This is a genomic window from Arthrobacter sp. UYCo732, assembly GCF_040547265.1.
Classification (GTDB): domain Bacteria; phylum Actinomycetota; class Actinomycetes; order Actinomycetales; family Micrococcaceae; genus Arthrobacter.
On the sequence record NZ_JBEPPJ010000008.1, the window covers coordinates 1 to 26,446 of the forward strand.

A 26,446-nucleotide genomic window follows, 5' to 3' on the forward strand; every position below is an offset into this window, starting at 1 on the left:
GGGGATCCGATCTGTGCCTCCAGTGCCCTCATCCGTGAGGACACCCCCTGCTGGGACAGTCCAAGCAGGGCAGCGGCGGCCGACAGGCTTCCCAGGTCCTGGACGGTGACGAGCATTTCCAATGCCGACAATTCCGGCATTCGCGGGCTCAGCACGGCCGGTCCTCCCTCATTCATGTCACCCGCAGACACAAGCGGGACTTGTAACCCCACAAGTGTATGCCCCCTACTGCCTGGACTGCGTGAACGCGAGGATGGGAGTCATGCACACCCCCACCGGCACAGAAACCGCACGCAGCCCTCATCCCGGAACGGGAAGACTTCACCGCCTGCGTTCGGGGACTGCAGCCAGGACCCCGGGACTGGCCCTGGCCGTGGCGATCGCTGTAGTTGCAACGGTGATCGGTCGTTTCGTTCCCCTGGTGGGCGGCCCGGTCAGCGCCATCGTCATCGGCGTGGCACTGGCCGCGCTGATCAAACCCCGAGACCGGCTACGACCAGGCATCAACACGGCAGGCAAGTTCATCCTGCAGTTCTCCGTCGTCGTCCTCGGTTCCCAACTGTCCCTGTCCCAGATCGCCCAGGTCGGCCTGGAATCCCTGCCCGTCATGCTCGGCACCCTGATGGCTTGCCTCTTTGCGGCCTACCTGCTGGGCCGCTGGCTCGGAATCGTCGGGGACCTGCGCACCCTCATCGGCGTCGGCACCGGCATCTGTGGCGCCTCCGCCATCGCCGCAGTCACCCCGGTGATCGGCGCCGTCAGCGTTGACGTTGCCTACGCGATCTCCACAATCTTCCTATTCAACATCGCCGCCGTCCTGGCCTTCCCCCTTATCGGTCATCTGCTGGCCCGCGCGATGGCGGTCAGTTTTCGACATGCAAGGGGTGGTCTCAACCATTGATCCTCTGCTGAGATGTTCCCCTAGACAAGCGTCCTTTGGACCGCATCTCGTGCGCCGGGGATTTGGCTGCGTGAAGCCTCAACGGCCATGGCGACAACGGCCAGGAATCCCATGCACATGTACATGAAGCGCAAGAACTTTATCGTCGGTAGCTCGTCAAAGGTGAAGCCTTCCGCCGCTACTTCCTCCTCTCTTTGTACACGCGGGAACAGCCTGTGCGGCGCCGTTGACCTCCCTGAAGACGCAGAGGCCGAACAGGAAGATCGAGAGTCCGAGGGCGCACCGGATGGCGGCGGCCTCGGATGTGCAGACCGAGTCAGAGATAGCCCAGGCGATTAGCTCCACGTCGATGCGAGCTCGGTGAAGGCCTGGCTGGCTGCGTTCACGTAAGCGCCTTTCCTCCTGAGCAGGGCTGCCGTGCGGGGTGGGATGGGCGGTGACAGGTCAATGAGGTGCAGTTTGGGCTGTTCGCGGGTGATGGCTTCGGGCAGCACGGTGGCGAGTTGGCCGCGGCGGATGATTTCGACGATCGCGCTGATGGAGTCGGCCTCGATCGCGATGCGGGGGTCAATGCCGTGGTCCCGGAAGTGCTGGTCGATGTGGCGCCGGGTTGCAAAGTCGCTACTGAGGAGTACAAGCCTCTCTTGTTCGAGCTCCAGCAGGCCCGTGGGTGTCTGCGTGCCGGCGCGGGGGTGGTTGTTGCCGACGACCAGGCCAAGGGTTTCGACGAACAATGCCTGGGTCTCGATCTCGGACGAACGTGCCTGGGCGAAAGCGATGCCGAGATCGAGGGTGTCCGCGGCCAGTGCGGCCTCGATGCGGTCCTGGGTCATCTCCCGCACGCTCAACGTGATGCCTGGATAGAGGGTGCTGAATCGTTCGACCAGCGGACCGATCAGGTAAGCGGTGAACGTGGGCGTCATCGCCAGCCGGAGCGATCCACGGCTTAGATCCTGCACGTCGTGGATGGCCCGGGTTCCGGCGTCAAGCTCCCGCAGGGCGCGGCGGGCATAGCGCAGGTAGGTCTCGCCGGCGTCGGTCAGCCGCACGGTCCGCCCGGACCTGTCCAGGAGTTGGACGTGCAGCGAGATCTCCAGTTGCTTGATCTGTTGGGACAGCGTGGGTTGGGACACATGCAGCGCCTCGGCAGCGCGGGTGAAGTTCTGGTGTTCCGCGACCGCGGTCAGGTAACGAAGGTGGCGTAGCATCACGACTCTCCAACTATAGGAAATACTTATTGACCTCATTGCAAACGAGTCTTGGACACTATAGATAGTTTCCGTCATCCTTGAGTTATCCCCCAAAACATCAAGGAGACGGCCCATGCAAGACATCATCGACGGCTTTCTGAAATTTCAACGGGAAGCCTTTCCGAAACGCTCTGGACTCTTCAAGGAGCTGGCTACCGCCCAGAACCCCGGGGCACTGTTCATTGCCTGCTCGGACAGCCGGGTCGTGCCGGAGTTGCTGACCCAGCGGGAACCGGGCGATTTGTTCGTGATCCGCAACGCCGGCAACATCGTGCCGGCCTACGGCCCGGAGCCCGGCGGTGTCTCCGCGACAGTCGAGTACGCTGTCGCCGTCCTGGGCGTCACGGACATCATCATCTGTGGCCATTCCGACTGCGGAGCGATGACAGCCATCTCCTCCAACACGAACCTGGACCACCTGCCTGCCGTGGCCAGCTGGCTTGCCTATGCTGACGCGGCGAAGGTCGTCAACGCCGCCCGCACCCACGGGTCCGCCCAGGAGCGGCTGGAGGCCATGGTCCGCGGGAACGTCATCGCCCAGCTGACCAACATCAGGACCCATCCCTCCGTCTCCCTGGCCCTGGACCAGAACCAGCTGAACCTCCACGGCTGGGTCTACGACATCGAAACGGGCACCATCGACACCCTCGACGGCGCCACAGGCCTCTTTGTCCCACTCGCGGACAACCCCCAGACCAGTGCCACGCCGGCCACAGCCGGCCTGGCCGCCTAACCACCCGATAACACCCAAGGAAAAGGAAAACACCATGATTCATTCCCAGAACGCCCAGGCTCCGCGCGAGGAACTGACCGCCGCCATCATCGATGCCAAGATGCGCAAGAACCTCTCCTGGCAGGAACTGACCGACGGCACTGGTCTGAGCCTGGCCTTCGTCACCGCCGCCCTGCTCGGCCAGCATCCCTTGCCGGAAACCGCTGCGGAAATCGTCGCCGAGCGGCTGGATCTGGGCGAGGACGCCTCCATGCTGCTGCAGACCATCCCGCTGCGCGGCAGCATCCCCGGCGGCATCCCAACCGACCCCACCATCTACCGTTTCTACGAAATGCTCCAGGTCTACGGATCCACCCTGAAAGCCCTGGTGCACGAACAGTTCGGTGACGGCATCATCAGTGCCATCAACTTCAAGCTGGACATCAAGAAAGTTGAAGACCCCGACGGCGGTTCACGTGCCGTGATCACCCTCGACGGCAAATACCTGCCCACCAAACCGTTCTGATCTCCACCGTGGCTGTGTTCTCGGAATGAGGACACAGCCACGGCTTCGCCCGAACTTACCTCCCAGCCCAGGAACATCATGGACTTCGTTCAACGCACCATCGATATCGCCCGTGCCAATGTCGAGAAAGTTGGGCGACCCTTCGCGACCGTCATTGCCCGCGACGAGGAAATTATCGCCGAGAGCCCCAATCGGGTGTCCCAGACGAACGACCCACCGCGCACGCCGAGATCCTCGCGATCCGCGAGGCCTGAACCCGGCTCGGTACCGAGCACCTGACCGGGTGCAAGATCTACGTGCTTGCCCATCCCTCCCCGATGTGCCTCGGCTCGCTGTACTACTGCAGCCCCGAGAAGGTCGTCTTCCTCACCCAGCGCGTCGACTACGAACCGCACTAGGTCGATGACCCAAGTACTTCGAACTGGCCACCTTCTGCCAGAACGGCAAGTTCTGAGGACAAGGATTTTTTCCCAAGCCTCTTGCCAGCTGCTGCCTGATGGCCGCCGTTGCCGGCTGGGGTTGGTGACGGCACCAGCTTCTGCCGCTGAGTTGATCTGTTCAGAACGTATGCGAAAAGCAGGGTGCTGGCGAGGACGCCCAGCGCGATTCCCAACGGGGCGCGGAAAGGCTCCGCTGCGTTGGCCAGGACAGCAATAATCACCCCCGCAATAACCGCACACAGGCCAGCTATTCGAAGTGATATCCGGCTGATGCTGAACGTGAACAAATACCCGCTGGCGTCCGACGAAACCGCATGTTCGTTGATTTGCCGAGAATAGCCCCGCGAGCGCTGATTGAACATCCCCTGGGTGGACAGTGGGGGCTGCGGCAGTCGCGGCCCTGGTGATGGGCGCCCAGACCAGCTCTGGGCGCCAGACATTTTTCCTGTCGTGGCGGTTCGGTTACCGACTGCAACCTTGTCCCCCCTCCCCTGCGCTGAATGCATCGGACATATCCGCAGTAATTTTGTTTTGGGCCGCGCCGGGCCGGCGGCCTGGGCCTTTCGTAGCATTGCAATGGGGCTTTGGCCGATGGGCCAGCCACGTCCGCAATCGTCACATGCCCACATTCCGGGGCAAGGATGGCGCGCTGTCCCGTGGCACAGCGGACACGTCTTCTTCAACTTGGTCACGGGAAGGAGCCTAAGCGCCGGGTCCGACATTATCTGCCCGGCTGAGACGGGAACCGACCTGCGTCGGCTCGGCCGGAGTGGGGTCCAGACATCACCCACCGGACCGGCGAGTAGGGGGGCCAAAGCTGTTCAGGAGTACCGCTGTGATGGTCGGGATAGTGGGAGGGCCCATGAGTCCTGCCAGAACCATAAAGGCCGGGATCCGGATCGGCGTCGAGGCCTTCGGAGAGCGTTGCGCTAACGGGAGTGGGGATAGCACCGGGACGCGGCGCCGCAGTCGTGTGCGTTCGGGTCGCCGGTTCAGTGGTAGTGAACGAAGGAACCTGCTCGTGCAGGTCCCTTCGTTGGGCTTCAGTTTAGTGCGCGGCTTCGGTGGAGGTCGCTTCCTGTGCCTTCTGATGGAACCACTCGATGTGCTCTTGCAGGAGTCGGGCCGCGAGTTCTCCGTCGTGTGACTGGACGGCGTCGAAGATGCCGTGGTGCTGGGTTCGAAGAGTGGACATGACGTCGGGCCACGCTTCCATGGCGTCCATAGCACCTTTGACGTAGCTGACGATGGCGCCGCTGAGGGATTCCATCATGGTGGCGACTACGGCGTTCCCGGCAAGCGAACTCAGTGCTACGTGGAATCTGGCGTCCAGTTCATGGAACGTCGCCCGGCTGATGGCGGGGTTGTCCATGGCGTGCAGCAGTTGGGCTGCCTGCTCCAGATCTTCGTCCCCTCCCGTACGGGCGGCACTGACCCGGGCAGTCCAGGTTTCGAGCAGGATGCGGGTCTGGACTATGTCTGCGACCGGCAGTCGGTTAGTGGCAACGTGGAGCCGCAGCGCCGACGACAGGCCCGCGGAGGGATCAGAAACAATGATGGCGCCGGAGGTGGGGCCGGACCCGACGGAACTGCGCAGTATTCCCATGGCATCCAGCACCCGGATGGCCTCCCGCACTGATGCCCGGGAGATGCCGTAGGTTTCGGCGAGTGTTCGTTCGCCCGGGAGGCGGTCCCCTACTTTGATTTTGCCCGAGCGCAGGTCCGCTTCAATATCCTTCAGGAGCGCGTCATGGGTACGACGGCGGGGTGTTGCTCCTGCTTCGGCAGATATCATGGGCGGTTCCTTACGGGCGGGGCGTGTGCGGGCCGTCTGCCCGCACACGCCGTACTAACCTGGCGGGACGCTAGGGTAGCATCCAGCCGAGGATGGATGTGGACTGGAGGTAGGAGAGGGTGCAAAGCACCAGCAACAGCGCCACGCTCCACCCGACTACTTTACGCAGGATCACCGATTCCTTGCCTTCAAGGTTGACCGCAGACGCGGCGATGGCCAGGTTCTGCGGGCTGATCAGCTTACCGACGACGCCCCCGGACGTGTTTCCGGCCACGAGAAGGTTTGGATCGATTCCTGCTTTCAGGCCGGCGGTCTGCTGCAGCTTGGCGAACAGCGCGTTAGCGGAGGTGTCGGAACCGGTGACGGCGGTGCCGATCCAGCCCAGGACGGGTGAGAGGAACGCGAAGAAGGTGCCCGTGCCGGCTAGCCAGGTGCCGATGGAGACCGTCTGCCCGGAAAAGTTCATCACGTAGGCCAGGGCGAGGACGGTAAGGATGGTCAGTCCTGCCCACCGCATCCGGTAGATGGTGCGGCCGATCTCCTTCACCGCGTTACCTACTGTGAGCGGGTAGCTGCCGCTGTCGTTGTACTTCGAATACACGCAGGCGACGATCAGGCCCGTGATCAGCAGCAGGGTGCCGGGGGTGGAGAGCCACTGGAAGGAGTAGACGGTGGAGGAGACAGGCTTGCCTTCGGCGTTGACCAGGGCGTCGTGCAGGATTGGCCAGGGGATCTTGACGTCAGTCGAGGCAAGGAACGCAGGGACATCCACGCCCAGTTTCCACAGCTTGGCAATACCGAACACGACGATCACCAGGAAGTACGGGAACAGGGCGAGCCAGGTGCGGGTCCGGGTCAGACGGTCCGATGCGGTATCGGTGATGGTGACCGTGGTTGCCCCGTGTGAGCCGCCGCCTGCGGTGGCGGCTGCCGCCTTCGCAGCCGACTCGGAGGCGACGCCGAGACGTTCCCGTGCAGCGACGCTGCCCTTGGGCGTCCAGACGTGGAAGAACAGCACTGCTGCGCCGAGGCCGACGAGGGAGGCGACGATGTCGGTGAGCTCGTAGGAGAAGTAGTTCGAGCAGAGGTGCTGTGCGATGGCGAAGGAGAAGCCGATAACGAGCGCGGCGGGCCAGCAGTCTTTCAGGCCTTTGCGGCCGTCGAGGATGAAGAGCAGGATCAGCGGCACGATGGTGGCCAGTAGCGGCGCCTGGCGGCCGACAACAGAAGCAATGTCAGTGGCGTGCAGTCCGGTGAGCCCTGCCGCGGTCGTGATCGGGATGGCCATGGCGCCGAAGGCGACCGGGGCGGTGTTGGCTACCAGCGCGGCCCCCGCGGCGCGCAGCGGCGGCAGGCCGAGTGCGAGCAGCATGGTGGCGGTGATCGCGACGGGTGCGCCGAACCCAGCCAAGGCCTCAAGCAGGCCACCGAAGCAGAAGGCGACGAGGACCGCCTGCAGGCGGATGTCGCCTTTGCCGATCACGTCAAAGACGCGGCGGAGATCTTCGAACCGGCCGCTGAGGACCGTGACCTGATACAGCCACACGGCCATGATGACAATCCACAGCACCGGGAAGGCACCGAAAACCCCGCCCTGGGTTGCGGACAGGAGTGCAAGGCCGGCAGGCATCTGGAAGGCGAGGATTCCGACCAAGAGGGCTACCAGGAGTGCGAAGGCGCCGGCGACATGCGCTCTGGTCTTGACCACGGCGAGGAGGATAAAGAAGGTCAGCAGCGGCAGCAGGGCGACGATGGCCGACCAGGCGACGCTGTTGAGCACCGGGTCGGTGCTGGGGGTGAAGTGTTCCACGGAGTTCCTCCACGGTGAGGGGTGACAGGGAAGTTGTGGTCGGACCTCTGTGGTCGGACCACCAGAGTGTAGCGCAATTTTTCCGGACGTGTGAGCCCCTTCACTTTCGTCCAATGGGTTGTCAGTGGCGGGCGTCACGTGATTTACTATGGTCAGACCACAAACCCCTGAGCCCCGAAAGGCTGCCATGCGAATCGCTTTGTTCGCTACGTGCATCGTGGATGCGATGTACCCCGCCACGGCGCGGGCTACCGTGAAGATCTTGGAGCGGTTGGGACACGAAGTCGCGTTCCCGTCCGGTCAGGCCTGCTGCGGGCAGATGCATGTCAACAGCGGCTACCTCAAGGAAGCCCTTCCCGTTATCGCCAACCACGTCGCCGCTTTTGATACGGAGGACTACGACGTCGCTGTCGCGCCGTCCGGGTCTTGCGTGGCATCGGTGAAGCACCAGCACCCGATGGTCGCCCGCGCCTGCGGGGACGCGGATCTGGAGGCCCGCGCGACCGCCGTCGGCGCCAAAATCTATGAACTTTCCGAACTGCTCGTGGACGTTCTCAGGGTTACCGACGCCGGCGCCCAGCTCGGCTCCTACTTCCCGCACCGGGTGACCTACCACCCCAGTTGCCACGGCATGCGCCTGCTCAGGCTCGGTGACCGGCAGTCCCGGCTGCTGCGCAGCGTCCAGGGAATTGACATGGCGGAACTGCCGGAAGCGGACCAGTGCTGCGGTTTCGGCGGGACATTCTCGATGAAGAACGCCGATGTCTCGTCCGCCATGCTTGAGGACAAGACAGCCAACATCACGGCAACCGGTGCGAGCCTGTGCGCTGGCGGAGACGCCTCCTGCCTCATGCACATCGGCGGCGGCCTCTCCCGCCAGGGCAGCGACGTCACCACCCTGCACCTGGCGGAAATCCTCGCAAGCACTATGGAAGAACCCGCGTCTGTCACCGGCGAAGTTCTCGTTTCCACCGGAAAGCCAACACGATGAGCACCTTCCTTGGCATGCCATCACTTCCCGTCTATGGCACGGGCAACCTGCACGCCTCCGAGCCATTCCCGAAGGCCGCGCACCGGGAGCTCGGCAACGCCCAACTCCGGGCCAACCTCGGCCATGCCACGCACACCATCCGCGACAAGCGGATCCAGGTGGTCTCGGAACTGCCGGACTGGGAGCAGCTGCGCGACGCCGGGTCCGCCATCAAAGAATCCGTGATGGCCCGGCTGCCCGAACTCCTCGAACAGTTCGAAGCGAATTTCACAGCCCGCGGCGGGGTTATCCACTGGGCCCGCGATGCGGACGAGGCAAACGCCATCGTCGCGGACCTGATCCGGGAAACCGGGGAAACCGAAGCGGTCAAGATCAAGTCCATGGCCACTCAGGAAATCGGGCTCAACGAATACCTCGAAGAGCAGGGCATCGCGGCGTTCGAGACCGACCTGGCCGAGCTGATCGTCCAGCTGGACCACGACAAGCCCAGCCACATCCTCGTCCCCGCCATCCACAAGAACCGCACCCAGGTCAGGGACATCTTCCTGCGCGAAATGGAAGGCGTGGACCCGGACCTGACCAACGAACCGGCACGCCTCGCCGGCGCCGCCCGGGCCCACCTGCGCCGGAAATTCCTCACCGCCAAGGTCGCCGTCTCCGGCGCCAACTTCGCCATCGCCGACTCCGGTACCCTCGCCGTCGTCGAATCCGAAGGTAACGGCCGCATGTGCCTGACCCTGCCCGAGACACTGATCACCGTAATGGGCGTCGAGAAGCTCCTGCCCACCTGGCAGGACCTCGAAGTGTTCATGCAGTTGCTGCCCCGATCCTCCACCGGGGAAAGGATGAACCCTTACACCTCGCTCTGGACCGGCGTCACCGAAGGCGACGGACCCCAGAACGTTCACCTGGTGCTGCTGGACAACGGGCGCAGTGCCGCCCTGGCCGATGAAATGGGACGCTCCGCCCTTCACTGCATCCGGTGCAGCGCCTGCATGAACGTCTGCCCCGTTTATGAGCGCACCGGCGGCCACGCCTACGGCTCCACCTATCCCGGGCCGATCGGGGCGATCCTGTCCCCGCTGATGACAGGCATCCAGGCTGCGGAGAACAACTCTTTGCCCTACGCCTCCTCACTGTGCGGGGCCTGCTACGACGCGTGCCCAGTCAAGATCAACATCCCGGACATCCTGGTGCACCTGCGCAGCGTCGACGTGGACAGCAAACGCGGAAAGAAAAAGCTCCCCAGCCAAATGGACGTCGGCATGAACGCCGCCTCCTGGGCGCTGTCCTCTGGCAAACGCCTCGGCCTGCTCGAAAAAGGACTGCCGCTGGGCCGCCTGGCCGCCGGCCCCGACAAGAAAATCACCAAACTGCCCGGCATCGCCGCCGGCTGGACCCAAAGCCGCGACATCCCGGCGCCGCCCACGCAGTCCTTCCGCGACTGGTGGAAAAAGGACCACCGGGCCCCGGACACCGACGCAGCACCCGCAGCCCACAACCAGGAAGACCAGCCATGAGCGCCCGCGAAGAGATCCTTGAGCGGATCCGCACCGCCCTGAAAGACAACCCCCAGGCCCCGGTGATTCCCCGCGAATACAGGGCCGCATCCCAGCTGGACGAAGCTGAACTGATCGAGCTGCTGGTGGACCGCCTGATCGACTACAAAGCACAGGTCTCCATCGTGGACGCTCAAAACGTGCCGGCACGGATCGCGGAACTCCTCGCAGGGGCCGGCAGTTACGTCGTACCCGCAGGGCTGGACGCCGGCTGGCTCATCGGATTTGAACTCGAACATGACAGCCGGCGCCGCCTGGATTCAGCCACTGGCCCGCTGAGCGTTGCCGAGCTCGACGGTATCGACGCCGTCGTGACAGGCAGCGCCGTCGCGGTCGCAGAGACGGGGACCATCATCTTGGACGCCAGCCCCAACCAGGGCCGCCGTGCGATTACCCTCGTCCCGGACCATCACATCTGCGTCGTGAAAGCCGCCGACATCGCCGGAATCCTGCCCGAGGCGCTGCGCCGGATCGACGGCACCAGCCCGCTGACCATGATCAGCGGTCCCAGTGCCACCAGCGACATAGAACTCGAACGCGTTGAGGGAGTCCACGGCCCCCGCAAACTCGACGTCATCATCGCCCGCTGATCCGTGGTGGATTCCACGGACTCCGGGTCCAGGCCGGTCCAGGGTTTTGTGCCGGAATAGTAGACGGTGACGGACTCCCCGGCAAGTTCCCGCATGAGACCGGCGGCCAGTTGGAACTTGCCGCCGTTCTTGCTGCAGACGAACAGGACACCAGGGATCTTGCTGTTTCCGTTCATGCGCAGGTGCCCTCTTTCTGTTCAGATACCGGCAGTGAGTCAACCCGTTTCGTGATGCGTTCGTGGATCTGGGCGGAACCCGATACAGGGGACCACGACGTCGGCGTCCAGAGTTCGTCCGTCGGCGGCTTTAGCGCTCACTTGACTGTCCAGCGTCTTGAGCGAGGAGATGCCGAAGCCGGTGTGCAATTCGACGGTCCCGGCCTCCACGAGGCGGCGGAGCCGGGATCCGAGCTGGCCGCGGGCAGGCAGGCCGTCGAGGTCGCCGCCCCCAAAGACCTTGTCGGCGGAAGGCCCGCGCACGGCCCAGCGAATGGTGGTTCCGGGCGGTTGATCAGGGTGTTCGCTGCCGAATGCCCGGCTCCGACCACCAGGACGCGGCGGCCCGCGAAGGACGCCCGGTCACGTCCTCTGACGTCCGGCAGGGGCGATGAGATCCGGCCGGCGGCGGCGTCCTCACCGATGGCGGGCAGGCCTGACGTGCCCAGCGGGTTTGCGCGTGGACCAGGTGCCGGACGCGTCCACGACGGCGGCAGCTGTGTGGTCGCGGACCTCACCGCCGTTGTGCTCAACGCGGACGGTGAACGGCGTGTTCTCGCGGTTGCGCGTATGGGTCTTGTCCATGCCGGCGCGGGTCACCGCCAGGACCCGGGCACCGGAATGCAGCCGGGTCCTGATCGCCGGAAGTGCGGCCAGGGGTGCCAGGTAGTTGTCAATGAGTTCCCCGCCGTAGGGCAGTGCCGTCAGGCGCGGCGTCTCCCAGCCGGCAGCCTCCAGCAAACGCGCGGCGGCGGCGTCGTGGTTTAACCGCCACGGTGAGAACAGCCTGATGTGGCGCCACTGCTCAATGGCGGATCCTGCCGTCGGGCCTGCCTCAAAGATCAGCGGCTCGAGGCCGCGTTCGAGCAGGTGCGCCGCGGCGGCCAGTCCGACGGGCCCGGCGCCGACGACTGCGACGGGAAGGTTCCTCGCTGAATCCATGCTGTCCTCTGTTTCATCCATTGGTGCGGCGGTTCGCGTTGGCTTACCTGGCGGCATGAATCAGGGAATCGATCAGACCCTCGATACGGGTCCTGATCTCGTTGCGGATGGGGCGCACTGCGTCCACGCCATGGCCGGCCGGGTCCTCCAGGACCCAGTCCTCGTAGCGTTTGCCGGGGAAATACGGGCACTCGTCGCCGCAGCCCATGGTGATGACGACGTCGGACTCTTTGACTGCCTCGGTGGTGAGGACTTTGGGGATCGCGGCGGACATGTCGATTCCGAGCTCTGCCATGGCCTCGACGGCGGCTGGGTTGACCTTGTCGGCGGGCTGGGAACCGGCGGAGCGGACCTCGATTTCGCCCTGCCCCAGCGTGGTGAGGAAGGCGGCGGCCATCTGGGAGCGTCCAGCGTTGTGGACGCAGACGAACAGGACGGAAGGCTTCTTGGCGGTATCGGTGCTCACGGGTTTTTCCTGGAATCAGTCGGGTGCAGGATCGGTCTTAGCGCGGAATCACGCTGCGCGCATACGGGGGGCAAGGTCACCGATGCGGGCGGCAATGTCGGTAAAGGCGCCCTCAAAGGCTTCCTCCGTATTCAGCCGCAGCGGATCCGGGACGGACCAGTGGATGCCTTTGAGTCCGGGAAGTTCCTCGTGGGCGTTATCGCAGACGGTGACCACAAAGTCCTCAGCGTGCGCCGCCGGGTCCAGCAGGAGCGGGCGGAGTTCAGCGAGGTTGACGCCGTGGCGGCGGGCGACGTCGATCGCCCCCTGGGCGATGCGCTCCGCAGGATGGGTCCCCGCCGATGTCGAGGGGATGCCGCTGGCCTGCATCCAGAGGGCGGCCGCCAGTTGCGACCGCGCACTGTTGCGGGTGCAGACGAACAGCACGCGGCGCGCCGCGTGCTCACGCCCGGGGGCCAGCCCTTCCAGCGCACCGCCGGCGAGCCGGACATAGCTGCGCCGCTTATCGGCCTCGGACCGGTGGCGGATCGCCAACCCCGCCCCTTCCAGCGTCCGCAGATGGTGGGACAGCAGATTCGAGGACATCCCCAGCTCCGCCTGGAGCTCCGTGGGGGAAAGGTCTCCCACGGTCAGCAGGTCCACAATGCGGAGGCGCGCTGGATCCGCCAGGGCTGCATGTTTTGCGACCCGCGCCTGAAAGCGGTCAACTGGCTCAGTTTTCATTGGTTCAATTTTGACTGAGTTAATTTCTTGGGTCAAGCTGGTGCCATGACTTCCCACCACCCGCCGTTGTGGCGCCGCGCCCTCGCCGAACTGCTCGGCACCGGCTTGCTCGTGTCCATCGTCGTCGGCTCCGGAATCGCGGCGGAGCGGCTCTCCCCCGGCGACTTCGGCCTGCAGCTGCTGCAGAACAGCACCGCAACGGTCCTGGGCCTGACCGTGCTGATCCTCGTATTCGGCCCCGTCAGCGGCGCGCACCTCAACCCCGCGGTCTCCCTTGTGGACTGGGTCCTGGGCCGGCACAGCGGGACCGGGCTGACCCTTCCGCAACTGGGCACCTACGTGGTGGCGCAGACCGTGGGTGCGATCAGCGGCAGCCTGCTCGCGAACGCCATGTTTGACGTGGGAACCTCCATCTCGACCAAAGACCGGGCATCCTCGGGGCACCTGCTGGGCGAGGTGGTGGCTACCGCAGGGCTCGTCCTGCTGATATTCGCCCTGGCCGCCACCAAACGGGGCGCCCTCGCCGCACCGGCAGCCGGTGCCTACATCGGAGCCGCATATTGGTTCACTTCGTCGTCGTCGTTCGCAAACCCGGCCGTGACCGTGGGCCGCGCCTTCAGCGACACGGCGGCGGGCATCGCACCCGCTTCGGTTCCCGGGTTCGTCGCAGCGCAGCTGATCGGTGCGGCTGTGGCCCTGGGCCTGCTCCTGGTGCTGTTCCCCTCCGCAGCGCGCACTGCGGACGACGCCGTTCTTCCGCATTCCCTGGAAAGGACCGGCGCCTAAGCTCGTCCCCGGCGTCCGGGACGGCGGCGCCGGAATCCTCACCACTCTGTAACCTCTCATGGCGTCCGGGTGAGGCGGGTAGACTCGTCGGAGGTGAGCCGGGAAGTCTGGTCGGCACGTTATTTGTCGACTCATTGTTTAGGACACCTTTTATGAACAAGAACCCATCCGTTCCGCCGCGCAAATCAGTCCTGGGACGGGGAAGCTATGGCGAAACGCTCCGCATCGGCGAGATCCTGCGGAAGGAAACCGTTGGCGGCATATTGCTGGTGGCCGCGGCCGTCATGGCCCTGATCTGGGCAAATTCCCCGCTTTCCCCCAGCTACTTCGCGTTGCGCGACCTTCGCATCGGCTACGAACCGTGGCACCTGGAACTCAGCCTGGGAGCCTGGGCTGCCGACGGACTGCTGGCGATCTTCTTCTTCCTCGTGGGGCTGGAACTTAAACGTGAGTTCGTAGCCGGAGATCTTCGGCAATTCAGCAAATCCGTGGTGCCCATCGCCGCGGCAGCCGGGGGCGTGGCAGTCCCGGCAGCCATTTATGCGCTCATCAATCTTGCCAGCCCAGAGACCCTGCGGGGCTGGGCCATCCCGACGGCAACCGATATCGCTTTTGCCGTGGCCGTGCTGGCGATCATCGGCTCGCACCTGCCCAGCGCGCTCCGGATCTTCCTGCTGACATTGGCTGTGGTGGATGACCTCCTGGCCATCGGCATCATCGCAGTGTTCTATTCCGGCGACCTGCACGCCGAATTCCTGCTCCTGGCCCTGATTCCGCTCGCTGCGTACACTTTCCTGGCCCAGAAGTACCGCCGCTTCTTCGGCACGAAGGTGGCGGCTGCCTGGGTGATCCTCCTTCCCCTGGGGGTGATCACCTGGGCCCTGGTGCACGCCTCCGGTATCCATGCCACGGTGGCCGGAGTGCTGCTGGGGTTCGCCATCCCGGTGATCAGGTCCAAGGCAAGCGGCGGACCCTCGGCTGGTCCCGGGCTCTCAGAGATTTTCGAACACCGGTTCCGGCCCATTTCCGCCGGCATTGCAGTCCCGGTGTTTGCTTTCTTCTCCGCCGGCGTGGCGGTAGGCGGCTGGGACGGTCTCATCTCGGCCGTGACGGACCCTGTGGCCATCGGTGTGGTTGTGGCGCTGGTGCTCGGTAAACCGGCCGGAATCCTCGGCACCACCTGGCTCCTCACCAAGGCCACCAGAGCATCCCTGGACCGGACATTGAAGTGGCTTGATGTGTTCGGGGTGTCGCTGTTGGCCGGCATCGGCTTCACCGTTTCGCTCCTCGTGGCGGAGCTGAGCTTCGGCCAGGGCAGCGCCCACGAAGACCATGCCAAGGTGGGGATCCTCACCGCGTCGATGCTCGCCGCACTCCTAGCCGCAGCGGTGCTGGGCACCCGCAACCGCCAGTACCGGGCCTTGGAAGCGGAAGAGGCTATCGACACTGACCGGGACGGCATCCCTGACGTTTACCAGCAGACTGGGCGCTAACCCGTCAGAGCCGATCGGTCTTCACCACCGTGAACAGCACCGCCGAGTCCTCCTCCGCCTCGAGGCTGTGCAGCCCGTCGGGAACGATCAGGAGGTCCCCCGTTCTCCCCTGCCACGATTCGCCGCCAGCTTTGAGCCAGACCGAGCCCTTGAGGACATAGAGAGTGGCCTCGCCGGGGTTCTGGTGTTCGCTGAGCTGCGTTCCGGCGCGGAAGGCCATCACGGTCTGCCGCAGTTTCTTTTCGTGTCCGCCGAAGGCTGTGTCCGCGGCCCGCCCGCTGGGCGCCGCCACCGCGGCCGCGATCTGTTGACGGGCCAAGGCATCGATCGATATCTTCTGCATGAGCCAACCGTACCCACGAATCGTCTGCTTAAGCAGAGCCCCGCAGGTCCCGTTTCCAGTAATGGCCGCGAGCGCCGGCGTCGTACGCTGAACCTATGGACTCCGTGGTCCGGGACCTCACGCTCCGCACCGGCATCACCGTGCCGTGCCTCGTCCAGGGCGGCGCCGGATCTCCGCCGGTATTACTGCTGCATGCGTGGGGCGAATCCCGCGGGAGTTTTGACCGCCTTATACCGCAACTGAACGGCTTCACCGTCTACGTCCCCGACCTCCGCGGGCAGGGCGACGCCGCGAAACCCGTGGACGGTTACTCCCTAGCAGAGCAGGCCGACGACGCCGTTGCGATCCTCGACGCTCTCAGCCTGCCGCGCGCTTTGGTGCTTGGCTCCTCCAGCGGCGGTTACGTCGCCCAACAGGTGGCCATCACCTGCCCCGAGCGTGTGGCAGCCCTCGCGCTGGTGGGCAGTCCCTTGAGCCTTCACGGGCGGACCCCCGTTGCCGACGACGTGGACCGCCTGACGGACCCAATCGACGAAGACTGGGTGCGGGATTCCTTGTCCTGGTTCCCCCATCTGCGCTCGGTTCCGGACTGGTTCATCGAGGACAGGGTGCGCGACGGACTGAGGATGCCTGCCCACGCGTGGAAGGGCATCCTCAATGGCCTGAGCGCCGCCACGCCGCCCACGGAAGCCGGGACCATCCAGGCGCCGACGCTCATCTTGTGGGGCGCCGCGGACAACATGCTGCCCCGCGCGGACCAGGAAACTCTGGCAGCCCGGATACCGGGGGCGGTGTTGAAGGTTTACCCCGATGTGGGGCACATGATTCTGTGGGAATACCCGGACCGGGTGGCGGCGGACGCGGCGGCTTTCTTTGGCAGGCCCGCACCCGCCCCGGCAAGGGCTTAGCGCAGCCCCTGGCCCCTACTGCCCGGGAGCCCGGTACGAAGGCGTCATCTTGGCAGCTTCGTCAATATCTTCCACCGTCATGAGCGGCTTCAGACGCACATCCACGTTGCCCGTCGAATTGATCATCAGTGACAGAGCCGCGGCACCTGGCACGTCCGGCACGTCGAAAACGCCAATGACGTCGGTGTCCCCGAAGGCGTAGTAGAAACACTCGAGCGAACCTCCCACGGATTTGAGGGCATCCACCAGCGCGTCACGCCGCTTGGTGCCGCCTTCGCGCATGAGTCCCGTGATTCCTTCGCCCACGTAATTGGCTTCAAAAAGATACTTGGTCATGGTCTTTTTCCTGTCCCGTGATGCCCAGGACGCGGGCATCCCAGCGTGTGCCTGGTACCCCGTGAGGGAGGGTCCTGGAACCGGTCCCCGAATGGGCCCGTGGGCACAGCGTAGGCCCCATCACCGGCGCTGACAACAGCCGCCCGAAAGTCCCGGCACCTGCCGGGCCGGGTGCCTGGCGCACCCCGCCCGGCAGCGGCTTAGCTGAGGTATCCGTTCGGGTTGAGGACGTACTTGGTGGCCGCCCCGGCGTCGAACTCGGCGTAACCCTTGGGCGCATCCTCCAGTGTGATCGCCTTCGCATTCACGTTCTTGGCGATGCTTACCCTGTCATGCAGGATGGCCATCATCAGTTGCCGGTTGTACTTCATCACCGGACACTGACCGGTGGTGAAACTCAGCGACTTGGCCCACCCGGTGCCCAGGCTCAGGCTCAGCGAACCCTTCTGGGCAGCCTCGTCCACGCCGCCCGGATCGCCCGTAACGTACAACCCGGGAATGCCCAGGGCACCGCCCGCCGCGGTGATTTCCATCAGCGAGTTCAGCACCGTAGCCGGGGCCTCCTTGGCGTCGTGGCCGTGGCCGCGCGCTTCAAATCCCACCGCGTCCACGCCGCAGTCCACCTCCGGCACGCCCAGGATCTGCTCGATCTGTTCCGCGGGTCCACCCTTGCTCAGGTCAATCGTTTCGCAGCCGAAACTACGCGCCTGCTTCAGCCGGTCCTCGTTCATGTCCCCCACAATCACGACGGCGGCACCCAGCAAATGGGCGCTGGTGGCCGCTGCGAGGCCAACAGGTCCGGCACCGGCCACGTACACGGTGGAGCCGACGCCCACCCCGGCCGTCACCGCCCCGTGGAAGCCGGTGGGGAAAATGTCCGAGAGCATGGTCAGGTCCATGATCTTCTCCAGAGCCTGGTCCTTGTCCGGGAACTTCAGCAGGTTCCAGTCCGCGTACGGTACCAGCACGTAGTTTGCCTGGCCGCCCACCCAGCCGCCCATGTCCACGTAGCCGTAGGCGCTGCCGGGCCGGTCCGGATTCACGTTCAGGCAAATGCCGGTCTTGCGTTCCTTGCAGTTCCGGCAGCGGCCGCAGGCGATGTTGAAGGGGACCGAACAAATATCGCCCACTTTGATGAACTCGACGCCGGGTCCCACCTCCACCACCTCGCCGGTGATCTCGTGCCCCAGCACCAGGTTCGGGGGCGCCGTGGTGCGGCCGCGGACCATGTGCTGGTCCGAACCGCAGATGTTGGTGGCCACGGTTTTCAGGATGACCCCGTGCGGCACAGAGCGCCCCACATTGGCGGGGTTCACCCCCGGACCGTCCTTCAGTTCGAAGCTTGGATAGTCGATGTCGATCAGTTCGACCTTGCCCGGTTCCTTGTAGGCAACGGCTTTGTTCCCTGTCATCAGTGCTCTCCTCTTCTCAGCACGGCACAACCCGGTAGGGCCGCCGCGAATCGTGAAGTATTGCGATGGACCCCAAGGTCAGGGACTTGTGCCACGGGCTGAACCATTGCGTGGCTTCCTGGCGTCTGGGGTCTGGCCAGTCTAGGCATGCCAATCGCGAGAGGTCCATAGCCCGCACTCCCTTTCCGCCGCAATTATCAAGACGATGGTTTTCCGCGGCAGGGTCCGGCTGCTACATTCCCATCCCGTTTATCGCCGCCGGTGTGACTGCCATGCCGAGCGCGATAACGGCCAGTGCTACCGAGACGGAGCGGTTGGCCAGCCGTTTCCACGGCAGCATCTTTTCCGCTGCTATGAAGGCCCAGTGAGCCATCGAGCCGAGGCTCATGACGCCCAGCGCAAACAGCGCCGCCATGAGGGCCCCGCAGCATGCCACGCACCAGGCACCGTGCTCAGCGATCATGCGAAGCGCACCGCCGTACCCGGGCCGCATGCGGTGCAGGATGAAGTCCGTGATGGTGAAGAGTCCGAGCGCCCCCGGATCCGTCCAGGCGCCCATGTCCATCCCGTTGAGCTGCGTGGACGTGAAGATCCAGCAGGCCGCTGCGAGAGCGAGCAGGACCGCTATCAGACCGGCCTCCCGCGGGTCCACCCGGGAGGCCTGAACCCCGGTCTGCGCGGTCCCTCTCCCGAACAGCTTCCGATGTTCCATTAGGCCCGCCGAGCTGGCCACGGCCTTCGGGGCGCCCTCGGCCATTTCACTGGCGAATGTGAAGTCCGACGTTTCGCCGTTGACGCCGTCGAACTCGATGCCGAACTGTCCAGCCCCGGGCCCTCACCGATCCGGAACTCGGGGGCAAAACCATACATCGCGTTCTTCACCGTGGTCACGCCGCCGTCTGGCCCTGGCAGGAGCTCAAACGTGAACTGCGCATGGCCGGCCACCGAGCCGGAAGGCCTGTCGCCGTCAGTAAACGTGACACTCGCGCGCTCCAGTCCCAGCCATTCGCCGTACAGCCCGGCAAGGTCGCCGAACGGGCCACCGGCCTGCCCGCGAAGGATCGTTGCCGCGTCGTCGACGACGGCCCCCACCTTCCAGCCGACCGCGGTCAGATGCGTAGGGAACCAGTTAAGGAACGCGAAATCGACGCCGGACAGGTCCGTGTCATCGAGGCTTGCCTTCGCGACGTGGAAGACATTCAGGCCGCGGCACTCGCCGTCTATTCCTGTGCCGTCGGGGTGTCAATATGCCCGGATTCCCGAGGGCTGGCCGCCCCGCCCAGCACCACGTTCACCGGTTCCTCCCCGGCCTGGAGCAGCCCGATCTGCTTCCGGACCAGCCGCGCCATCCGCGGCAGCATGGCCGTGCTCGCGCCGCCCACGTGGGGAGTGATCAGGACGCCCGGCACGGTCCACAGGGGATGGTCCTGCGGCAGCGGCTCCGGGTCGGTCACGTCAAGGGCCGCCCGGAGCCTGCCGGTTGACGTCTCACGCAGCAAGGCATCCGTGTCGGCCACAGGCCCGCGCGCCACGTTCACCAGCAGCGCGCCGTCGGGCATTGCCGCCAGAAACCTGCCGTCCACAAGGTGCCGGGTCTGCTCGCCGAGGGGCACACTGACTACCACGACGTCGTGCAGCGGCAACTGCTCGTAAAGGGAGTCAATCCCGTAAATCCTGCCGCGCTCATCCTCTCGCCCGCGGCTGGCCAGCCGGGTCACCTCGGTCTCAAACGGCAGCAGCCGGGCCTCAATCGCCTTTCCCACTCCCCCGTACCCCACCAGAAGAACCCTCCGGTCGGCCAAACTGGGCCGCATCCCGTTGTCCCAGGTGCCCGTCGCCGCATTCCGGGCAAAGTCCGCGATACCCCGCTGGCTGGCGATCATCATGCCCAACGCGAGTTCCGCCGTGGACGTTTCATGGACTCCCGCCGCGTTGGCAAAACGGCACCCCGCGGGCAGAACTGCCGCGACGCCGTCGTACCCGATCGACTGGCTCTGCACCAACCCCACGTCAACGCCGGCGAGCGCCGTAAGCCCGTCCGGCTTGCCCATGTAGGGCGGCACCAGAAGATCGAACCGGTCCGCCGGAGCCGCGCCCGTCAGGTCCCAGAGGAAGAGTTCGACGCCGGCGGGCGGCTCCACCGCGTCCGCCAGTGCCTGGCTGGGCAGGCTTACCCGTAGTTTCCGTGCTGCGGCCATATCAGACATGCAGGTTCCCTCTCTCGACTCTCCTGACAGTTAATCAGGCGCGCCGGACCGTGCGTAATTGCGGCACCCACCCTGCCGTTTCTCACAGAGGGTAGCCCCGTTCGCTGACTTCCCACGGCGCCAGGGATGTACTTAAATTGGCGCCCGTGCGAGCAGAAACCCAACCGCCAAAGGGCCCCTGCTTCGGTGCGGCGCCCCGACTATGTGGACGTCGAAATGGGACAGGCACGCGAAGTGATGGACCGGGTAACAACGGCCATGAACGGGAAGGGCAGAGAGATGATGGCGGGGTGCTACGCCTATGGGTCCGCGGAAAGTATGAGACCGGCAACGTGGCCATCGATGAAGTGGCTGGCGGGCAACGGCTAGCACTGCCCGCCAGCCGCCGGCCTGGCAGTGCTAGCCGTGCGTAACCGCAGCGCCCAGAAGTCCGAAAAGGGTTCCAGCCGCCACCGCAACGGCCGCGCGCTTCCCCGTGGGATACAGCCAGCGCACGCCGAACAACGCCACCGCAAGGATGAAGCCGTTGACCACGCTCAAGGTGATTGCCAGCCATTCGGATCCGGTGGCCACCCCGAAGCCGCCGCCGCTGCAACCACTGATCCCGCACCAGGCAAAACTCGCCACGAGCCACTGCGGGAGGCCCAGCACTATCGCCAAGGGTACCGTCCAGAGGAGGTTCCGCACGTCCGGGGTAACCCCGCGCAGTTGTACTCCGGTGTGACGCTTCCGTGCGCCGAGCACTACCGACCGAAAGGCCGCGGCGTTCACCACCGACAGGAGGAGGAACCCCAGAAAGTAGAGGGCCACCGTCGGGCTCAACCCGCCAAGGCTGAACTCACCCGGCGACGGTGGCCTCGCTGAACTAAACGTGCCCAGGACGAAATACGCAGCCGAAACGGGCAGAGTCAGCACCACCAGGGCCAGCCTCAGCCCGTCCCTGAAGCCCGCGTCCGGACCCACCTCCAGCGCCCCGGTCAGGAGCACCGCCAGGACTACGGCAGCGGTGACAGACAGATAAACAACGACGGCGGTCCTCGCCCACCGCGGCAAGGACCTCATGGCGCGCCGCTCCTCTCGAAGCTGACCGGTAGCAGGATGGCAGGGCCCTCACCTTGGACGGCACCGGCGATGGTTGAGCCGTCGTGGAGAACGGCCTGCGCAGGCTCAGCCATGGGCATTGCCTCCTAAGACTTCAGTCCTGTGGCATAGGCGGCCTGCCCCACGTGCTGGAGGCAGTCGGCGATGGTGCTGACCAGCCGCACGCCGAGGGTAACGGGCGGGTCCCACCGCTTGTCAACCACCCGGTCCAAATCCTCGTCGCTGAGGGTGCTGATGAACCCCACGGTCTGCCGGTGGACGGCCTCGTAATACGCAAGCAACAGCTCCGCCGGCACCCGCACCGAGCCGACTTGTTCGGTCGAATGGCCATAGCCGGTATCGCGGCCGCGCAGCGGCAGGTCAAAACGGGCCACAAAGTCCTGCGAAATCCAGACCTGCTCCAGGCCAGCGGCAGAAGATACCTGGGCGTCCTCCACCCTGCCCAGATGCCAGATCAGCCACGCAACCGAATTTCCGGTGCCAGCCGGCCGGCGGACGAGGGCCCCGTCGTCGAGCCCTTCAAGCGTGGCCTCCACTCTGTCCCGGATCCGGCCGAAGGCGTCCAGCAGCAGTCCGTTGGAATTCATGGGGTCCCCCTTTTGTGCCAAGTTCCATTGAGCCCATGCTTGCACGCGCGCCCGCCCTGCGGATAGCGGCTGTTCGCCCTGGCCGCGGAACTGGGCTATGACGATTCGGCCGGACGCCTGATGACGGCGATCTCGGCCGTGGCCAGCGAACGGTCGGGCAAGATCCTGCCCGTCAACGTCACCGGCGCCATCGGTGCCTTGTCCGGGACGGTGGGTATTCCCTGGAAGGTGGCGCGCGGCCTGGGCGTCATGGCCCGCGCTGCTGGTTTGGTGGGCCACCTGCTGGAAAAGTCCGATCGCAGGCACCATCTGGAGCGAAACCGAGGCAGAGGCCGTCAAACCCTAGAAACCACGCGGAAGCGCCCAGGTCCGGGTAGGGGCCTGGGCACCTCCGCTCCTGTTTTGGTGCTGCGTGAACCGGGCAAACCGCTAGGCGCGCTGGGAGAGGTTGAGGATGTTCCCTTCGCTGTCCAGGAACCAGGCGGACTTGCCCCAATCATTGGTGGAAACGCCGTTCTCCGTCTTCAACCCGGGCATGTCGTAGTCTTCGAAGGTCACGCCGCGGCCCCGCAGATCCTCCATCTCGGCTTCGAGGTTGTCCGTTTCCCAGCCCATCTGGGTGTTCTTAGCCGAGCCGGCATTATCTGTCTGGTAGAGCAGGAAGCTGGTTCCGTTGCCGCACCGGTACATCAGGCTACCTTCTTCCATGGCATCGGATGATTCGAGTCCCAGCTTGTCGCGGTAGAAATCCTTCGCCCTGTTGATGTCCTTCGCGGGCAGGACAGCCATGATCGTTGAATCCTTGAGCATGATGATTTCCTTTGTGCCTTGTTTCTTTTTGAAGGCGGTGCTCTCCCCCGGGTTCAGTCCCGGAACGTCCATGTCCGAGGCCGCGTGGCCGTCCGTTGCGCCAAGTGCCGGGGCGGCCACCTGGGACTCTGCAACGCCCCGCCAGCCATCTTCGGCGCGAGGGTCCCCGAAGCTTATGTGGCCATTATGGAGCTGAACAGGGGCCTACGGATATAGGGGATTTCAACGGCAGTGCCCCCGGTGCAGGACACGTTGGAGGCCAGCGGCCGCAGCGGACGATTCGACGACCCTGTGGGGCGTGGCTGGACCGTCAGCAGCGACGCACCGGCAACCGAATGTGACGTCGTGGACATAGCCGGGACGTTCACAAGTGGTTCGATGTTCCAAGCGCTCCACTGGGCACATGTGAAATTCTGGGGACTCACGCCTGCCCCGTACCCCATCCCGCACGACGGGCCCGTCGGCAAAATGGTCGAAGCCGCCGGCCGCTCCTCCGTCCGCGCCTCCCACCTGCACTTCATGGTCACTGCACCCGGCCTCCGGACCCTCGTGACGCACCCCGACCCACGACGGCCGCGACCTCGGCCACACCGCTCGGGCCCGTACCCGCTTCGACATCGTCCTTGCCCCCGCCGAGATCGGAACAGGCACACTAATCCGAGGTTGCCCGTCACTTTTGGTCCCCAAACCCGTGGCGAAACCTGATAGGGCAAATGTGGGGTGGCATGGCGGGATAATGGAGTCATGACCAATCCGGATGCGGACCCCTGGGAGGAGTTCGACAGTCTCACGCCCGCAGCCCCCGACCGGGTGCAGGGCTACCCTGGCGGCGAACCCGTTGGCTTTGGCTTCCGCACGGGCGTGCGCAGCGCGAAAGTGGCTCTTGGGTTCGCTTTGTACGCGCTGGGCCTCGGAACCACACTGGTTGTCACCGGCGCGGTGGTCTTCATCGCCCAGGGCCAATGGCTGTTACTGGGCCTGATGCTCCTGATTGAAGCCGCCTTTGTTTACGCCTTCGTCCGGCTGGCACGGCTGGCACGGAATCGGCGTTCTGCGGGTTAGGCGCGTGGCCTGCCGGTCACCACGGGTTGGCGCCCGACGTCGGCCGTTGCCTTGGGGCACGAGCCTTGCCATACTTCGTGGATGTCTGTTCCCCTCGCCGCGTTCGCCGAGAACGCCATCCGTCAGCCTCACCGCGCCCAGTTCGAGGCGTTCCTCGATGACCATCGAAACATGCTCAATGGCTGCCTGCACGGGCTGACTGAGGAGCAGGCGCGCCGGTCCCTGGTGGCATCGCGGACCACGCTGCTCGGCCTGGTGAAACACGCGATCCTGGTTGAGAAGGTCTGGTTCGACGAAGCCATCACCTGCCGGTCCCGTGCCGAGATCGGCATAGCGGCCACGCCCGACGAGTCGTTCATCCTCACAGACGCGGACACGATCGCCAGTGTCCAGCGGGCCCACCAGGAAGCCTGCGAGGCAGCGCGCCGGGCAACGTCGTCGTTGGCCCTCGACGACGAGCTTCTTGGGAACCGCCGCGGCCCGCTGACCCTGCACTGGGTTTACCTGCATGTGCTGCGCGAGCTCGCCCAGCACTGCGGGCATGCGGACATTCTGCGCGAGCAGATCCTCGACAACTAGACCGGAAAATCGGTCTCCCCGAGGCGCAGGGCTATTTCGCCGTCGCGGCAGCAGACAGGGCGGCCAGGCCGCGCTCGAAGTCGGTTCCGCTGCCGGCCGTGGGTTGCCGCTCCACGAGTAGCGCGCGCCTACGCCGTCATCGTTGCGCACGCTATCTGGGCTGTTCGCGCCACAGCAGCGTCACCGCGAAGGCCACGGCGCTGAGCGCCAGCATCGTGACGGTCATCAGCCCCCAGCTCGCCTGGTCCACGCCGCCGGCGGCGAACACGCCGATCAGGACGGTGGCCGTGATGGCGCCCAGATAACGGCACGTCTGGAAGATTCCGGCAGCAACGCCGCGTTCCTGCGGCCGGGTGGAGACGAACATGCCCTGGTTCGAGGCGATGCTCACCGCCCCGAACGGAACACCCATGAGGGCAGTCAGAACCAGGACCAGCGGTATGGCCAGTGAGTGGGTGAGGAGCCACATGAGGGCGGCCACCGCAGCAAGAAGTACGACGCCGGCAATCAGCACCCGCCGGACGCCGAATCTTCCCATCGCCCGGACTGCCCCCGGGGTAGCCAGGACAGATGTGGCGGCCAGCGGCAGCATCAGCAGCCCTACCAGGCCGGGCTCGTAGCCGCCCGACTCCTGCAGCAGTTGGGGCAGGCCGAAGAACGCAAAATAGTAGACGCTGTTGAACACCGCGAAGCCCACGTACACCAGCATCAGTGGCCGGTTCCTGCCGAGGAGCCTCAGGTCCAGGAACGGCGGGCTGAAATGAAGTTCACGCCAGGCAAACATAGCCGCCGTCACGGTTCCGGCGCCCAGCAGCAGCCACCGGTACCCCGGCGCCACGTCGAGCAGCGCCATCATCACCAGCAGCAGGCAGCCGACGAAGCCCAGGATTCCCGGGATATCCGAATCCCGCACCAGCGCAGCGAAGCTTCCACGTTCCCTCGCCTCGTCCGCGGGGGCCGCCCGCTGTACGATCAGCAGCGCCGCCAACGCCAACGGAACGTTGATGAGGAACAGCGCCTGCCAGCCGACGAAGCCCACCAGCAGGCCACCAATGACCGGCCCGACGGCGGCCGCGGACGTGTTGGCCATCTGGATGTGCCCCAAGGGACGGGACGATCCGAGGCCGGCCGGTTGGGCGTTGCCGGGTTGATGGACCATGACGCCGACCATCACCACCGCACTGGGGTAAGCCGCGGCGGTGCCCAACGCCATCACGGCCCGGGCCACACACAGCAAAGCGAAGTTCGGCGAAAAGGGCGCCAGGGCACAGGTTACGGCCACGAGTGCCATGCCGAGCATAAACATCCGGCGCGGTCCGAACCTGTCCGCTAGCTTGCCCATCAGCGGCTGGCCGGCAGCAGAGCTGAGGTAGAAAGAAGTAATCACCCACGTGACCGTTGCGACGTCGAGCCCGAAATCCGCGCGCAGCACCACCAGTGCCACGGCGATCATGGACGAATTCAACGGGTTCAGCGCCGTGCCCAGGCTAAGGCCTGCGACAGCCAGCCGCATCCGGGGTTGGTTGCTCACGGAAACAGTCTGCTCTATCGGCCGCTGGAAGCGCGATTTGATGACCGGCCCCGGCCGGTCTCAGCCGGGAAGAAGGTCAGGCCCGGACTGCCAGCGCTTCGTCCAGGATCCGCAGATGCGCGGGCGTGCTGGCCACGGCACTTCCCTCATATTCCGGGTTCCTGGTGACGTAGCTCTTGTGAACGGGCAGACCGGTACGATCCGCAGGCCCGCAGCAAGCGTCTCATCCAGCGCCACTTTGGCCAGCCTGCCTGCCAACCCCTGCCCCGCGTATTCCACGTTGATCACCGTGTGATAGAAGATCCGCTCCACCGAGCCATGGCCGCCGTACGCCTTGTACCAGGCCTTCCCTATCACTTTTCCGGCATCCA

29 protein-coding genes and 2 pseudogenes are annotated in these 26,446 nt (G+C 65.2%); 12 read left to right on the top strand and 19 right to left on the bottom strand.

Annotated elements, in window-relative coordinates:
* Positions 1 to 176: LysR family transcriptional regulator (locus ABIB45_RS12130; protein ID WP_354216238.1), on the bottom strand; the 176-nt coding region annotated here is incomplete at its 3' end.
* A gap of 86 nt (positions 177 to 262) precedes the next feature.
* Between ABIB45_RS12130 and ABIB45_RS12135 the strand changes: the two genes are divergently transcribed.
* Entirely contained in the window at positions 263 to 901 is a 639-nt protein-coding gene (locus ABIB45_RS12135) for a YeiH family protein (protein WP_354216110.1), read from the top strand.
* Between the two features lie 335 nt (positions 902 to 1,236).
* Here the strand turns inward: ABIB45_RS12135 and cynR are convergent, their stop codons facing one another.
* Positions 1,237 to 2,109, bottom strand: a complete 873-nt coding sequence (gene cynR / locus ABIB45_RS12140) for a transcriptional regulator CynR (protein WP_354216111.1) — start codon at positions 2,107 to 2,109, stop codon at positions 1,237 to 1,239.
* 115 nt (positions 2,110 to 2,224) lie between these two features.
* Between cynR and ABIB45_RS12145 the strand changes: the two genes are divergently transcribed.
* Positions 2,225 to 2,884 carry a carbonic anhydrase gene (locus ABIB45_RS12145; RefSeq protein ID WP_354216112.1) on the top strand — a complete coding sequence of 220 codons (660 nt, stop codon included), beginning with the start codon at positions 2,225 to 2,227 and terminating at the stop codon, positions 2,882 to 2,884.
* A 34-nt stretch (positions 2,885 to 2,918) separates the two neighbouring features.
* Positions 2,919 to 3,389: a cyanase gene (gene cynS, locus ABIB45_RS12150; protein WP_354216113.1), complete on the top strand. Its 471-nt coding sequence runs from the start codon at positions 2,919 to 2,921 to the stop codon at positions 3,387 to 3,389.
* A 1,488-nt stretch (positions 3,390 to 4,877) separates the two neighbouring features.
* Here the strand turns inward: cynS and ABIB45_RS12155 are convergent.
* Together ABIB45_RS12155 and ABIB45_RS12160 are read right to left on the bottom strand one after the other, a co-directional pair.
* Positions 4,878 to 5,624, bottom strand: a complete 747-nt coding sequence (locus ABIB45_RS12155; RefSeq protein WP_354216114.1) for a FadR/GntR family transcriptional regulator — start codon at positions 5,622 to 5,624, stop codon at positions 4,878 to 4,880.
* Between the two features lie 70 nt (positions 5,625 to 5,694).
* Positions 5,695 to 7,434 carry an L-lactate permease gene (locus ABIB45_RS12160; protein ID WP_354216115.1) on the bottom strand — a complete coding sequence of 580 codons (1,740 nt, stop codon included), beginning with the start codon at positions 7,432 to 7,434 and terminating at the stop codon, positions 5,695 to 5,697.
* A 187-nt stretch (positions 7,435 to 7,621) separates the two neighbouring features.
* Between ABIB45_RS12160 and ABIB45_RS12165 the strand changes: the two genes are divergently transcribed.
* Genes ABIB45_RS12165 through ABIB45_RS12175 form a run of 3 tightly spaced genes read left to right on the top strand, consistent with a single transcriptional unit; the run spans position 7,622 to position 10,574 of the window.
* Positions 7,622 to 8,425, top strand: coding sequence for a (Fe-S)-binding protein (locus ABIB45_RS12165; protein ID WP_354216116.1), 804 nt, complete (start codon positions 7,622 to 7,624; stop codon positions 8,423 to 8,425).
* Positions 8,422 to 9,945, top strand: a complete 1,524-nt coding sequence (locus tag ABIB45_RS12170) for a LutB/LldF family L-lactate oxidation iron-sulfur protein (protein ID WP_354216117.1) — start codon at positions 8,422 to 8,424, stop codon at positions 9,943 to 9,945. The genes ABIB45_RS12165 and ABIB45_RS12170 overlap by 4 nt, the downstream gene beginning before the upstream one ends.
* A complete protein-coding gene (locus ABIB45_RS12175) occupies positions 9,942 to 10,574 on the top strand; it encodes a LutC/YkgG family protein (protein WP_354216118.1) in 633 nt (210 codons plus the stop codon). The genes ABIB45_RS12170 and ABIB45_RS12175 overlap by 4 nt, the downstream gene beginning before the upstream one ends.
* A 242-nt stretch (positions 10,575 to 10,816) precedes the next feature.
* On the opposite strand, the pseudogene ABIB45_RS12180 reads toward ABIB45_RS12175, so the two are convergent.
* The 3 genes and pseudogenes from ABIB45_RS12180 to ABIB45_RS12190 form a co-directional block, all read right to left on the bottom strand.
* A pseudogene (locus ABIB45_RS12180) lies at positions 10,817 to 11,731 on the bottom strand (FAD-dependent oxidoreductase); the annotation flags it as partial.
* 43 nt (positions 11,732 to 11,774) lie between these two features.
* On the bottom strand, positions 11,775 to 12,197 hold the full coding sequence (locus ABIB45_RS12185; RefSeq protein WP_354216119.1) for an arsenate reductase ArsC: 423 nt from the start codon (positions 12,195 to 12,197) through the stop codon (positions 11,775 to 11,777).
* Positions 12,198 to 12,245: 48 nt separating this feature from the next.
* Entirely contained in the window at positions 12,246 to 12,920 is a 675-nt protein-coding gene (locus tag ABIB45_RS12190; RefSeq protein ID WP_354216120.1) for an arsenate reductase/protein-tyrosine-phosphatase family protein, read from the bottom strand.
* A gap of 45 nt (positions 12,921 to 12,965) precedes the next feature.
* On the opposite strand from ABIB45_RS12190, the gene ABIB45_RS12195 reads away from it, so the two are divergent.
* Together ABIB45_RS12195 and nhaA are read left to right on the top strand one after the other, a co-directional pair.
* Complete coding sequence (locus tag ABIB45_RS12195; protein ID WP_354216121.1) at positions 12,966 to 13,706, top strand: aquaporin; 741 nt, start codon at positions 12,966 to 12,968, stop codon at positions 13,704 to 13,706.
* Positions 13,707 to 13,858: 152 nt separating this feature from the next.
* The gene (gene nhaA, locus ABIB45_RS12200; RefSeq protein WP_354216122.1) at positions 13,859 to 15,199 is read left to right on the top strand and encodes a Na+/H+ antiporter NhaA; all 1,341 of its coding nucleotides are present in this window, start codon (positions 13,859 to 13,861) and stop codon (positions 15,197 to 15,199) included.
* 4 nt (positions 15,200 to 15,203) lie between these two features.
* On the opposite strand, the gene ABIB45_RS12205 is transcribed toward nhaA, so the two are convergent.
* Positions 15,204 to 15,542 carry a cupin domain-containing protein gene (locus ABIB45_RS12205; RefSeq protein ID WP_354216123.1) on the bottom strand — a complete coding sequence of 113 codons (339 nt, stop codon included), beginning with the start codon at positions 15,540 to 15,542 and terminating at the stop codon, positions 15,204 to 15,206.
* Between the two features lie 95 nt (positions 15,543 to 15,637).
* Between ABIB45_RS12205 and ABIB45_RS12210 the strand changes: the two genes are divergently transcribed.
* Complete coding sequence (locus ABIB45_RS12210; RefSeq protein WP_354216124.1) at positions 15,638 to 16,450, top strand: alpha/beta fold hydrolase; 813 nt, start codon at positions 15,638 to 15,640, stop codon at positions 16,448 to 16,450.
* 15 nt (positions 16,451 to 16,465) lie between these two features.
* On the opposite strand, the gene ABIB45_RS12215 is transcribed toward ABIB45_RS12210, so the two are convergent.
* From ABIB45_RS12215 to ABIB45_RS12255, 9 genes are all read right to left on the bottom strand, one after another.
* A complete protein-coding gene (locus ABIB45_RS12215; protein WP_354216125.1) occupies positions 16,466 to 16,786 on the bottom strand; it encodes a GYD domain-containing protein in 321 nt (106 codons plus the stop codon).
* 200 nt (positions 16,787 to 16,986) lie between these two features.
* Complete coding sequence (fdhA, locus tag ABIB45_RS12220) at positions 16,987 to 18,198, bottom strand: formaldehyde dehydrogenase, glutathione-independent (protein ID WP_354216126.1); 1,212 nt, start codon at positions 18,196 to 18,198, stop codon at positions 16,987 to 16,989.
* A gap of 232 nt (positions 18,199 to 18,430) precedes the next feature.
* Positions 18,431 to 18,850, bottom strand: coding sequence for a copper chaperone (locus ABIB45_RS12225; RefSeq protein WP_354216127.1), 420 nt, complete (start codon positions 18,848 to 18,850; stop codon positions 18,431 to 18,433).
* 59 nt (positions 18,851 to 18,909) lie between these two features.
* The gene (locus tag ABIB45_RS12230) at positions 18,910 to 19,422 is read right to left on the bottom strand and encodes a DUF1326 domain-containing protein (RefSeq protein ID WP_354216239.1); all 513 of its coding nucleotides are present in this window, start codon (positions 19,420 to 19,422) and stop codon (positions 18,910 to 18,912) included.
* Positions 19,419 to 20,405, bottom strand: coding sequence for a 2-hydroxyacid dehydrogenase (locus ABIB45_RS12235; protein WP_354216128.1), 987 nt, complete (start codon positions 20,403 to 20,405; stop codon positions 19,419 to 19,421). The genes ABIB45_RS12230 and ABIB45_RS12235 overlap by 4 nt, the downstream gene beginning before the upstream one ends.
* 399 nt (positions 20,406 to 20,804) lie before the next feature.
* On the bottom strand, positions 20,805 to 21,467 hold the full coding sequence (locus ABIB45_RS12240) for a hypothetical protein (protein ID WP_354216129.1): 663 nt from the start codon (positions 21,465 to 21,467) through the stop codon (positions 20,805 to 20,807).
* Between the two features lie 125 nt (positions 21,468 to 21,592).
* A complete protein-coding gene (locus ABIB45_RS12245; RefSeq protein ID WP_354216130.1) occupies positions 21,593 to 22,093 on the bottom strand; it encodes a mycothiol transferase in 501 nt (166 codons plus the stop codon).
* 95 nt (positions 22,094 to 22,188) lie between these two features.
* Positions 22,189 to 22,344, bottom strand: a complete 156-nt coding sequence (locus tag ABIB45_RS12250) for a hypothetical protein (RefSeq protein ID WP_354216131.1) — start codon at positions 22,342 to 22,344, stop codon at positions 22,189 to 22,191.
* Positions 22,345 to 22,522: 178 nt separating this feature from the next.
* Positions 22,523 to 22,903 (bottom strand): VOC family protein, encoded by a 381-nt coding sequence (locus ABIB45_RS12255; RefSeq protein ID WP_354216240.1) that lies wholly within the window; start codon positions 22,901 to 22,903, stop codon positions 22,523 to 22,525.
* A gap of 411 nt (positions 22,904 to 23,314) precedes the next feature.
* On the opposite strand from ABIB45_RS12255, the pseudogene ABIB45_RS12260 reads away from it, so the two are divergent.
* The 3 genes and pseudogenes from ABIB45_RS12260 to ABIB45_RS12270 all read left to right on the top strand — a co-directional run.
* Positions 23,315 to 23,651, top strand: a pseudogene (locus ABIB45_RS12260) (dioxygenase family protein); the annotation flags it as partial.
* The gene (locus ABIB45_RS12265) at positions 23,648 to 23,965 is read left to right on the top strand and encodes a hypothetical protein (protein WP_354216132.1); all 318 of its coding nucleotides are present in this window, start codon (positions 23,648 to 23,650) and stop codon (positions 23,963 to 23,965) included. The pseudogene ABIB45_RS12260 and the gene ABIB45_RS12265, both read left to right, overlap by 4 nt.
* 81 nt (positions 23,966 to 24,046) lie before the next feature.
* Complete coding sequence (locus tag ABIB45_RS12270) at positions 24,047 to 24,544, top strand: DinB family protein (protein ID WP_354216133.1); 498 nt, start codon at positions 24,047 to 24,049, stop codon at positions 24,542 to 24,544.
* Positions 24,545 to 24,695: 151 nt separating this feature from the next.
* Here ABIB45_RS12270 and ABIB45_RS12275 read toward each other — a convergent pair whose 3' ends face one another.
* Together ABIB45_RS12275 and ABIB45_RS12280 are read right to left on the bottom strand one after the other, a co-directional pair.
* A complete protein-coding gene (locus tag ABIB45_RS12275; RefSeq protein ID WP_354216134.1) occupies positions 24,696 to 26,075 on the bottom strand; it encodes an MFS transporter in 1,380 nt (459 codons plus the stop codon).
* Positions 26,076 to 26,135: 60 nt separating this feature from the next.
* The gene (locus tag ABIB45_RS12280; RefSeq protein ID WP_354216135.1) at positions 26,136 to 26,432 is read right to left on the bottom strand and encodes a GNAT family N-acetyltransferase; all 297 of its coding nucleotides are present in this window, start codon (positions 26,430 to 26,432) and stop codon (positions 26,136 to 26,138) included.
* Positions 26,433 to 26,446: the final 14 nt, after the last annotated feature.

Excerpts from the sequence above, each read along its gene's own strand:
- ABIB45_RS12135 (WP_354216110.1), top strand. The coding sequence starts at position 263 with ATGCACACCCCCACCGGCACAGAAACCGCACGCAGCCCTCATCCCGGA.
- cynR (WP_354216111.1), bottom strand. The coding sequence starts at position 2,109 with ATGCTACGCCACCTTCGTTACCTGACCGCGGTCGCGGAACACCAGAAC.
- ABIB45_RS12145 (WP_354216112.1), top strand. The coding sequence starts at position 2,225 with ATGCAAGACATCATCGACGGCTTTCTGAAATTTCAACGGGAAGCCTTT.
- cynS (WP_354216113.1), top strand. The coding sequence starts at position 2,919 with ATGATTCATTCCCAGAACGCCCAGGCTCCGCGCGAGGAACTGACCGCC.
- ABIB45_RS12155 (WP_354216114.1), bottom strand. The coding sequence starts at position 5,624 with ATGATATCTGCCGAAGCAGGAGCAACACCCCGCCGTCGTACCCATGAC.
- ABIB45_RS12165 (WP_354216116.1), top strand. The coding sequence starts at position 7,622 with ATGCGAATCGCTTTGTTCGCTACGTGCATCGTGGATGCGATGTACCCC.
- ABIB45_RS12170 (WP_354216117.1), top strand. The coding sequence starts at position 8,422 with ATGAGCACCTTCCTTGGCATGCCATCACTTCCCGTCTATGGCACGGGC.
- ABIB45_RS12175 (WP_354216118.1), top strand. The coding sequence starts at position 9,942 with ATGAGCGCCCGCGAAGAGATCCTTGAGCGGATCCGCACCGCCCTGAAA.
- ABIB45_RS12190 (WP_354216120.1), bottom strand. The coding sequence starts at position 12,920 with ATGAAAACTGAGCCAGTTGACCGCTTTCAGGCGCGGGTCGCAAAACAT.
- ABIB45_RS12195 (WP_354216121.1), top strand. The coding sequence starts at position 12,966 with ATGACTTCCCACCACCCGCCGTTGTGGCGCCGCGCCCTCGCCGAACTG.
- nhaA (WP_354216122.1), top strand. The coding sequence starts at position 13,859 with ATGAACAAGAACCCATCCGTTCCGCCGCGCAAATCAGTCCTGGGACGG.
- ABIB45_RS12205 (WP_354216123.1), bottom strand. The coding sequence starts at position 15,542 with ATGCAGAAGATATCGATCGATGCCTTGGCCCGTCAACAGATCGCGGCC.
- ABIB45_RS12210 (WP_354216124.1), top strand. The coding sequence starts at position 15,638 with ATGGACTCCGTGGTCCGGGACCTCACGCTCCGCACCGGCATCACCGTG.
- ABIB45_RS12215 (WP_354216125.1), bottom strand. The coding sequence starts at position 16,786 with ATGACCAAGTATCTTTTTGAAGCCAATTACGTGGGCGAAGGAATCACG.
- fdhA (WP_354216126.1), bottom strand. The coding sequence starts at position 18,198 with ATGACAGGGAACAAAGCCGTTGCCTACAAGGAACCGGGCAAGGTCGAA.
- ABIB45_RS12235 (WP_354216128.1), bottom strand. The coding sequence starts at position 20,405 with ATGTCTGATATGGCCGCAGCACGGAAACTACGGGTAAGCCTGCCCAGC.
- ABIB45_RS12240 (WP_354216129.1), bottom strand. The coding sequence starts at position 21,467 with ATGAGGTCCTTGCCGCGGTGGGCGAGGACCGCCGTCGTTGTTTATCTG.
- ABIB45_RS12245 (WP_354216130.1), bottom strand. The coding sequence starts at position 22,093 with ATGAATTCCAACGGACTGCTGCTGGACGCCTTCGGCCGGATCCGGGAC.
- ABIB45_RS12250 (WP_354216131.1), bottom strand. The coding sequence starts at position 22,344 with ATGACGCCCAGGCCGCGCGCCACCTTCCAGGGAATACCCACCGTCCCG.
- ABIB45_RS12255 (WP_354216240.1), bottom strand. The coding sequence starts at position 22,903 with ATGCTCAAGGATTCAACGATCATGGCTGTCCTGCCCGCGAAGGACATC.
- ABIB45_RS12265 (WP_354216132.1), top strand. The coding sequence starts at position 23,648 with ATGACCAATCCGGATGCGGACCCCTGGGAGGAGTTCGACAGTCTCACG.
- ABIB45_RS12270 (WP_354216133.1), top strand. The coding sequence starts at position 24,047 with ATGTCTGTTCCCCTCGCCGCGTTCGCCGAGAACGCCATCCGTCAGCCT.